Annotated in this window: 7 protein-coding genes; 2 read left to right on the top strand and 5 right to left on the bottom strand. The window is 42.9% G+C overall.

The features are described 5' to 3' along the window. Positions 1–115 precede the first annotated feature (115 nt). Positions 116–736, top strand: coding sequence for a transposase (locus A1019T_RS01935; protein ID WP_077450184.1), 621 nt, complete (start codon positions 116–118; stop codon positions 734–736). 64 nt (positions 737–800) lie between these two features. Here the strand turns inward: A1019T_RS01935 and A1019T_RS01940 are convergent, their stop codons facing one another. The 5 genes from A1019T_RS01940 to A1019T_RS01960 form a co-directional block, all read right to left on the bottom strand. Beyond that, on the bottom strand, positions 801–2,582 hold the full coding sequence (locus A1019T_RS01940) for a potassium/proton antiporter (RefSeq protein WP_077450185.1): 1,782 nt from the start codon (positions 2,580–2,582) through the stop codon (positions 801–803). A gap of 99 nt (positions 2,583–2,681) precedes the next feature. After that, positions 2,682–3,896 (bottom strand): ABC transporter permease, encoded by a 1,215-nt coding sequence (locus A1019T_RS01945; protein ID WP_077450186.1) that lies wholly within the window; start codon positions 3,894–3,896, stop codon positions 2,682–2,684. Beyond that, positions 3,896–5,383 carry an ABC transporter permease gene (locus A1019T_RS01950; protein WP_077450187.1) on the bottom strand — a complete coding sequence of 496 codons (1,488 nt, stop codon included), beginning with the start codon at positions 5,381–5,383 and terminating at the stop codon, positions 3,896–3,898. Before A1019T_RS01950 ends, A1019T_RS01945 begins: the two co-directional genes overlap by 1 nt. A gap of 26 nt (positions 5,384–5,409) precedes the next feature. Continuing rightward, positions 5,410–6,468: an HlyD family secretion protein gene (locus tag A1019T_RS01955; RefSeq protein WP_077450188.1), complete on the bottom strand. Its 1,059-nt coding sequence runs from the start codon at positions 6,466–6,468 to the stop codon at positions 5,410–5,412. A 133-nt stretch (positions 6,469–6,601) separates the two neighbouring features. Then, positions 6,602–8,383, bottom strand: a complete 1,782-nt coding sequence (locus A1019T_RS01960; protein ID WP_077450189.1) for a TolC family protein — start codon at positions 8,381–8,383, stop codon at positions 6,602–6,604. A 325-nt stretch (positions 8,384–8,708) separates the two neighbouring features. Between A1019T_RS01960 and A1019T_RS01965 the strand changes: the two genes are divergently transcribed. After that, positions 8,709–8,830: helix-turn-helix domain-containing protein (locus A1019T_RS01965; protein WP_143514058.1), on the top strand; the 122-nt coding region annotated here is incomplete at its 3' end.

The raw sequence follows: 8,830 nt of genomic DNA on the forward strand, positions 1-8,830 counted from the left end.
CCTTAGCCCGTCAGCTAAATATTCAAGACAATAGCATTACGCTCTTTGATAGAGCCTATTTCTCAGCAGACCTACTGATTAGTTGGCAACAAGCCCATCAAACAGTCACTGGCTCATGCGGGCTAAAGATAATCTGCGTTACACTGTGATTAAAACCTTTAGTGAAGGGGACTACTTAATACAAATGCCGGTTTCCCCTCAAGCTCAAAAGAAAAATCCAAACCTACCTGCTACTTGGCAAGCTCGATTAATTGAGTGTCGTTATGAGGGTAAGATAAGACGATACATCACCTCTTTAGTAGATGATAAACGCTTTACTAAGGATAAAGTGGCACAGCTTTACTTGCAGCGCTGGGAGATTGAGATGGCTTTTAGGGAAATTAAGTCTGATTTACAGCAGGGGCTGTTGTTAAGAAGTAAGCTGCCACAGCTTGTTTTACAAGAATTCTGGGGGCTTATGATTGCTTATAATCTGATAAGACGTTTGATGCGATATATGGCCCTTAGAGCTAACGTTAGCCCTCTACGAATTAGCTTTCATATGGCGTCTATTACGATTGTTGATCTGTTACGGTTTGCGCCTTTACAGGCTGCAGGACTCTTCCCTAAGTTGTTAGATGCAGTTATAGAGGAAGGAAAGTTGTTTGTCATTCCTGAACGCAGAAAGCGATCTTGCCCGAGGGTGGTTAAGGGAAAACCACAAAAATATCCCAAAAAAAATACCAGTCAGCCTTAACTGACTGGCATTAGTCTATTGACGGTTTTTTCATTGCCGGTTATTCAGTAAGTTATCAGGCTATTTACTTAGCTTGATAGTGCTTAAGACCAATGGTACGTAGAGTACCTCTGTTATCTACCTCTTTAATAATAAGTGCCCATTCTTCATTAATTTGCACCATATCGCCAGGAACCGGAGGGGCATTAAGGTTGGCTTTGATATACTCTGCAACCGTTTGTTGCCACATATTGATAGGAGAGCCATCTTTATTGTATCGAGCTTTGGTGTTGGGCGGAGTAGAAGGGGCGTTCTCATCAAAGAAAGGAAGGTCACCTAATTTCACATTAGGAGATATCATCCAGTCGCCATAGAAGTCCTCAACCTCTCTTCTATCTATTTTAATATCATTGTAAATTCGAGCAATTTTGGCCGCATGATTGCCTCTAAGGCCGTACCAAACTCTATCCCCATATTTTAAAGTGGTTTCTCTATCTACTACGACTATCTTTTCATTTCGGATTAAAGCGAAAACAGCAATTTCATCATTACTTATAGTGGGTGAAATGTCTAAAGGATGACGACCCATAGCGAAAGCACCGGGTTTTACTTCAAATTCGTATAGGGTAATACTGGCTTGGTCAGAAACCCAAATCTCCATCTGTTCATCAGGTTCGGGGGTATGAGGGACACGTACTTTGAATAGAGTAGACATAAAGGGAATGGTGCTACCTTGTAGTATCAGAGATAAAATAACCACGCCAAAAGCGATATCAAACAATAAGAAGGCATCCTCTAGACCTGCTATCACTGGCAAAATGGCTAAGGTAATCGGTACCGCACCGCGCAGACCAACCCAGGAAATAAAGCCAATTTCTCGGTCTTTAAAACCGAAGGGTTTGATACTTGAATAAACCGCAATAGGACGAGCAATCAGTATCATAAAGGTGGTAATCGCTACCGAGTAGTACCAAACATTCAATACGTTAGAAGGCGTTACCAATAAGCCCAAGACAACGAATAGAACTGCTTGTGATAACCAAGCAAAACTGTCCATTACCCTTAAAACATGCTCTGTAGCACGTACTCTATTATTGCCAATTAAAATACCAGCTAAGTAAACCGCTAAGAATCCACTTCCGCCTATTAAATTGGTGGCCGCAAATACCGCTAGGCCGGCTGACATAATCAAAATAGCGTACATGCCAACGGCTAAATATAGTTTGGGAATTAGTTTGGATAATAGATAGCCTGAGATTAGGCCCATCATCATCCCAAAGCCAAGCTGTTGGGCCAGTAACCCAAAGAACCCTAGGACGCTTTGGCTTTCAGGATCAACATTTAACGCGATTAATCCAGTAACTAATAAGATAGCGAAGGGGTCGTTCGCTCCCGACTCAAGCTCAAGCGTAGCTTGAACGCGGTCGTTTAGCTTAACGCCACCGTTACGCAGTAAAGAGAATACCGCAGCCGCATCAGTTGAGCCTACGATAGCCGCCATTAACAGCCCAATGCGCCAGTCAACATCTAGCAGCCAAGTGACGAAGATACCAAGGATAAGAACAGTAGCAAACACCCCCCATGTGGCCAATACTACAGCTGGCTTTAAGCCGACTCGGAAAGACTTAAAAGAAGTGCGCAGCCCGCCATCTAGTAGAATACAAGCTAAGGCGGCTTGGCCGACAAAGTTTGCAATACCATATTGGGAAAACTCAATGCCCAAAATCCCCTCATCACCGGCCAACATGCCAACGCCCAAAAATAGCAATAATAAGGGTAGGCCCAGTCGGGCTGATAGGGTGCTGGCCATGATGCTAGAAAAAATAAGAATCGCACCTACCAAATATACAATATTTAGGGTTTCCATTTTTATTTGTGCCTAAAGTCAATAATAGTTGGAGAGGGGAAGAAAAGTCTTCAAAATAAGAGGGCTGGCTTAAAAAGCCAGCTTTGAGCAAGGCGATGATTAAAACACTTTAGTCTCAGTTTTATTTATCTTTCGATGCTGTACGCCAATTAATAGTATAAAAGCAATCACCCAATAAATAGCCAAATGGTAGAAGTGTTCGCTAACTTGAGCTATCGAGGCCCCCATCTGGTTCAGCTGTACCGAAGCATGCATGCCTGAGGTGGTGGGGAACAGCCAACCAACATATTGTAAAAGCTCAGGCAATTGCGTAGTGGGCCAAGGAAATCCACTTAAGAAAAATATAGGCATTGAGCTGAAAATTAAAATTTGCATACTGCGTTCACGTTCTTTGAACCACATGCCTAGTAGACAGCCTAAAGTCGCAACGGTAACGGCAAATAGGGCATAAAATAGCAAGGTGCCTGACATATTATGACCTCGAGGGTAATTCTGATTAGAAAATACCCAGCCATAATAAAAACAACCCATCAAAAAAGAGACCAAAGACAGCGCCATAATACGTCCCAACCAGCCTGTGGTAGTCGCATTTTGTTTCTTATTTTCGTACCAAGTACCAATAAGCAAAGCGGTACCCATTAATAGCGTCTGTTGCAAAATTAGAATAGACACTGCGGGCACCACATAAGCCCCATAGCCTTCTGAACGATTGTACATGGGGTCTATACGTAGCGGAACAGCCTGGGTACTTTTTTTGGCAGTATCCATATAAGCGCCTTTGGCCACGCTCCTTTTTACTTCCACTCCTGCGGAGACAGTACCTATGGCTTTTGTAAAGCCCATTTGTACCTGCTTATTGAGCAAAAAGTAGCCGTTATTGGCCAGTACAGAGACATAAGCTGATTTATTGGAAAAGACATTTCGCTCAAGGTCTCTTGGGATGATGAGATAGCCGGCAATATCGCCTCGATACATGGCTTCTATCGCCGCATCTTCATCTACATATTTGTAAACAATCAAGTTAGGGCTGGCATCACTATAGCGGGTTATAGTACTTGATAATTCACTACGGTCATAATCAACCACGCCGACCGGAACCTCTTGGACAACTTCGGCTTTATAAGGCCAAGGGTAGAAAAAACCATAAATAATAGGGGCGATTACCAACATCAATAATACGCCTTTATCTTTAAAGATAGAGGCTAAAGTTTGCAAAAACCCTTGTAAAAAAGAGGTATGAACATAGTTGCCTTGGCGCTTAGGTTTTGGCTTCTTAATTAAGTTAGCATCAGGTTTGTAATCATTATCAGACATTATCGAGCCCCCCAACGCGCTGGATTTTTAAAAGCTCTTAAACACAGCAGCGCGGTGATAACCAAAGTTACCACTACTGCCGCTATTAATCCTAGGACTGAAGGCATAGCGATAGCAGGGGGTGCTGCCATTTGGAGTTGGGTTAAGTGTACTTTTAAATAATGAGTCAGTGGCAACATATTGGCCCATCTTTGAGCGCCTTCACTCATTGCCATGAGCGGAAAAGTAACGCCTGCAAAAGCAAAAGAGGGAGCAGAGACAAACCCAGTACTCGATAAACCCATACGTAAAGAGTAGCTTGTTAAGCTGAAAATGGCGCCTACCCAAAGTGAGATCATAACTAATGCCACATAAGCGATAAACACAAGCATCAGGCCGATCCAGCTGGCAGGATGTATCGACACAATTAAGGCTAACATCAATATACCCCATATTATATAGGACAATAAAGCCCAAATCAGCTTGCCGTTGAGGCCAACGACCAGTGCCATAATAGATACCTTAGTGGGCATTCTGGGTTTTGCACTTTTATTAAAGTTCAAACGATAACGAAGGTTAGGATTAGACAAGGTAAAATGTGATTTGCTTACCGGCTCATATGTCCTAGAATTCATCAAACTATAATTAATAGGCTGCTGCCAGCTTTCATGCAAGCTTGAATGCAGGTAAGCCAATCTTTGTTCTGGCGGAATATGTTTTAAGGTTTTAAAGTCAGGGTAGGGCATGTCTGGGAACACCATATTGTGATACCACAGAGAAAAAGTTTTGTCCCTAATCTCGCGCCCAATAGTGGTAGCGCCAATAATCATGGCTAAAATGTGTAACAAAGAAGGAATAACAGTCGATGCCAGAAATTTTTGATAGTTGGTGCCGATATTATATAAACCTATGCGTTCTACCGAGATGGGCGTATGCGATATCATCGCTTGCTCGCCATAAGCCCCTTGTTTAATACTGCGTTTGATTTCTACTCCTGCAGATAAGGTACCGGTTACCGTTTGTACCCCTTTTTGAATAATGCCAGAGTGAGTACCATATTGAGCATTTACTTTTAGGATAACCGGAGAGGGTAGACCTCTATTGATTTGCTCGTCAAAGTCTTCAGGTATATAAACTACCGCATAAATCTCTCTGCTCAAAATCGCATTTCGAGCACTGTTTGTGTCGTGGTAGAGGTTTTTGACTTGCAAATCGGGACTGGCATCTAAATAACGGATTAATGTGCGAGAATAACCGCTACGGCTTTCATCCATCACCCCAATCGGAACATCAACGATATAAGGGTTAGAAAATATCCACCAGACACTTAAAATGGTCAATAGGGGCAACCATAAAAGCATGACATAGTCCCAGCGGTGCTCCTTGAGAAATCTAGCCTCATAGGTTGCACTGCGTACAAAAACAGACCATAACGATGCTTCGCGATTGCCCTTATCACCAAAGACTATCCTCGGCTTTTCATTATTATCAGAGTGTGACTGGGACATATTCTAGCCTATCAATTCCATAGAGATTAGTAAGCAATATTGGATTTTTTATTTACTGCTTTGGGATCAATCTCTACCACAACGCTCATTCCTGAACGAATTTTGGTATCCGCTTTGGTGGGACGTGCTTTGACTTCAAAAGTACGAACATCTAAATTGTCTTCGGTATTGGTAGCACGCCAAGTGGCAAAATCAGACATGGCTGCGGTGTTAAATACTTTAAACGTCATTTGATAAGAGTGCTCTGGTGAAGATAAAGCTGGGACTTTACCAACAAACTCTTTACCAATGCTAAATTGGTTTAATAGATTTTCAGTGACATTGATGACCACCCATTGATCGTTCGGATCGACCAAGGTCATGATAGGCACCCCTTGACCAATAACTTCACCAGGATTGACGATAACATCATCAACGATACCGGAGATAGGGCTTTTTAGATTGGCTTCGTCTTGAGCCGCTTGAGCCTCTTCAATTTTGCCATCCACTTGGGCAACTTGAGCCTTGGCTGCATCTTTATCCTCCTCTCGAGCTCCCTCTAATACCAAGTCATATTGCAAACGGGCGGCGTCTGCTTTGTCTTGGTTTGCGACATATTGAGTATAAGCTTCATCCCGCTTTTGACGGGCCATTAAGCCTTCTTGATAAAGACGATCAACACGCTCAAAAGTACTCTTGGCTAAGTCAGCCGCCGCTTGGTTGGCTTGCCAGGCAGCTTTGGCTTGCCCAATCTCTTGCGGTCTAGCGCCGTTTTCAGCTTTATTTAGCTGGCTTTGCGCCATATCTCGAGCAGCTAGCGCTTGATTCATCTTAGCGGTAATCTCAGGAGAATCCATTTCAATGAGCTGCTGACCGGCGGTTACCGTATCCCCTTCAGTCACCATGATGTTTGAAATTCTTCCAGGAACTTTTGCGGCGATGGCGGTAGACTGCATCTCCATCTGACCTTGAACGACGATGGGCTTTTCGGTGCTTTGTTTACTTTTATTAAGCCCATAAATAATAAGTGCGATAACGCCAACAGCAAACAGAGTGATAATAATGTTTCTAAGCATTATTGGGCTAGGCTTTTTTACGGCATTCATGCATTTATCCTAGAAGATAAAAAATAATAATAAAGGGTCAATCTAGTTTACAGAGCAGCCATTGGTTTTATCGACCATGGGCTTTTATAGGGTACAGGTAATAGACTATAGTGTTTTAATATAATACCGGCAATTAATAAACAGTGGGCAGCTTAATATCAGCCACAGCCATATACTCATTAAAGGCCTCTGGCGTGCCGATACTTTCCATCAGAGCAGCCAGTGCTTGGACATAATCATTGGCGGCAGCGGCTTGCTCGGTCCGAGCTTGTAAGTATTTGGTCTGAGCCGTGGTGACGTCTAGGGCGGTATTTACCCCTTCTTTCATACCCAGCTGTTTGTAACGCAATAGCTCTTGGGCAAGTAACACATTGCTGTTTAAAGATTGGAAGCGTACTCGAGCATTTTCGACAGACTGCCAGTTTTTTTCTACCAACAATAATATGTTATCACTGACATCAATCTTAGCCAGCTGTGCTTGACGCATTTTTGCTTGGCCAGAGGCATGCTGTGCACCTTTATCCAAGCCACCCCAAAGTTTCCAACTGGCTGACACACCAGCAATCCAGCTGGGGTCTTTGTCTATTTCATGATAACCAAAGACAGAAACTGTCGGCTTAAACTCAGTGTCTGACAAATTACTTAGTGACTGCGCTTGTGCGTATTTGGCATCTACTTTTTTTAGTCCTGGGTGGTTTTTTAGGGCCAAATCTTGGAAGTACTGCAGTGGAGGCAGAGGCTTTGAAGACACAAATAGCGGGGTGGTCGGCTTGATAGGCTTCGGTGCACGTAATAATCTTTGTAGAGCAGTCATGGCAAGCTGTGCATCATGGCGTGCTTTGATGGCTTCACTCTCAGCTTCTGCCAGAGCGGTCTTAGCCTCTAGTCTCTCTACTCCTGAAATAAAGCCTTCTTCCAAGTAGCGCTGTGCCATGTGATCGGTCTCTCTGACCGTATTGAGTGCATCATCCCGCAAGTAAGCTGCTAGCATCGCCAATTGAGCAGTAAAATAACGCTCAACCAATGTGGTTTGTAGCTCATCTTTATCCAGTAAAGCATCGGCCTGACTCTCTACCGTTCTTGCGTCTGCTAAATCCGTAACGGCTTGAGTACGTCCCGCAGTATATACCGGCCATAGCATGGCCACCCCAGCACTGGTCGATGACCCATCACGTTTTAAATTATATTCGTCAGGCAAGCGACCGGTAATGGCATTAGAGATATCCTCACCAATTGTAGGAGGAAGTGGGGGGAGGGTGTTATTTTGTAATGCCTGCTGCACACTGTCATTAATTCCAGTTTTTAAACCCGTTAGATCTATATCTGCGTCAACATTATATCTAGTGGCACCAGCGCGTAAGAAGACCAAAGGTTGCTTTAGGCCTTTAGTGGCGTCAGAGGTTAGTTGGTTTGAGATAATACCGGCATTGTTGCTGGCAAGCTTGGGCGATACTTGAAGTAACACATTTTGAGCCTGGAGTAGGCTTAATTGTTCAGGCACATCAATACGATAAACATCATCGATAGGCACCCCAGTAGTTGGGTCAATGATACTTTGCAAAGGAATAGGCTGGTAACTGCCTTTTTCTAGATTTTGGCTTATTTTATCGATATCAACCGTCTTCTGAGCAGACAAATCCGACTGAGGGATTGCTGTTTCAGAGTAAATGTATTCATCGTTGCCATTGCTATTTGTTTGTATCTGGTCTGCAGCATGAGCCGTTACCATTGATAGGCTGCCGCACAGAGCGAGTGCCAATGAAGCCCGCAAAGCAAATGGGGCTAAAGAAATATGACTTAGCTTGAAGCGATGACCACTTAGCACTGTAGGATTAGAGTGTAAAATACAGGAAGGCCTTGCCAAATTAACCTGGCTATCGAGGGTCTTAGTTCGATTTAACTTAAGTAATGACATATCGGCAACTGGCTATTAAAGAGATAAATGAATAGAAATCAGTCAAGCAGTGACCAATAGTAATAACTTGTCTCCTACTATAAGCTTTTGGCTATAAATTATGCAGTTAGTTAGCTTAACTTTATAAATAGAGAAGTAGTGCTATTTGCACATAACTGCAATAATGTGAACCACTCTTGTAATAGTTATGCTAGAGACATTTTACCGCTTGATAGAGGCATTTATCATACAATGATTGCCTCTATATTTGAAGTTATAACTGCGACTGATTGATAACTTTTTTGACGATATAGTCATAGCCCCATAAATAAGATACACTGATAAGATGGCATATTCAAAAGACTACAGACAAATGATATTAGACAAGCTTGACGAAGGTTACAGTTATCGAGAGCTTGCCGAAGAATATCAAATCAGTACAACGACAATTCAGCGTTGGAAAAAGAA

This window comes from Psychrobacter piechaudii, from assembly GCF_900162825.1.
Classification (GTDB): domain Bacteria; phylum Pseudomonadota; class Gammaproteobacteria; order Pseudomonadales; family Moraxellaceae; genus Psychrobacter; species Psychrobacter piechaudii.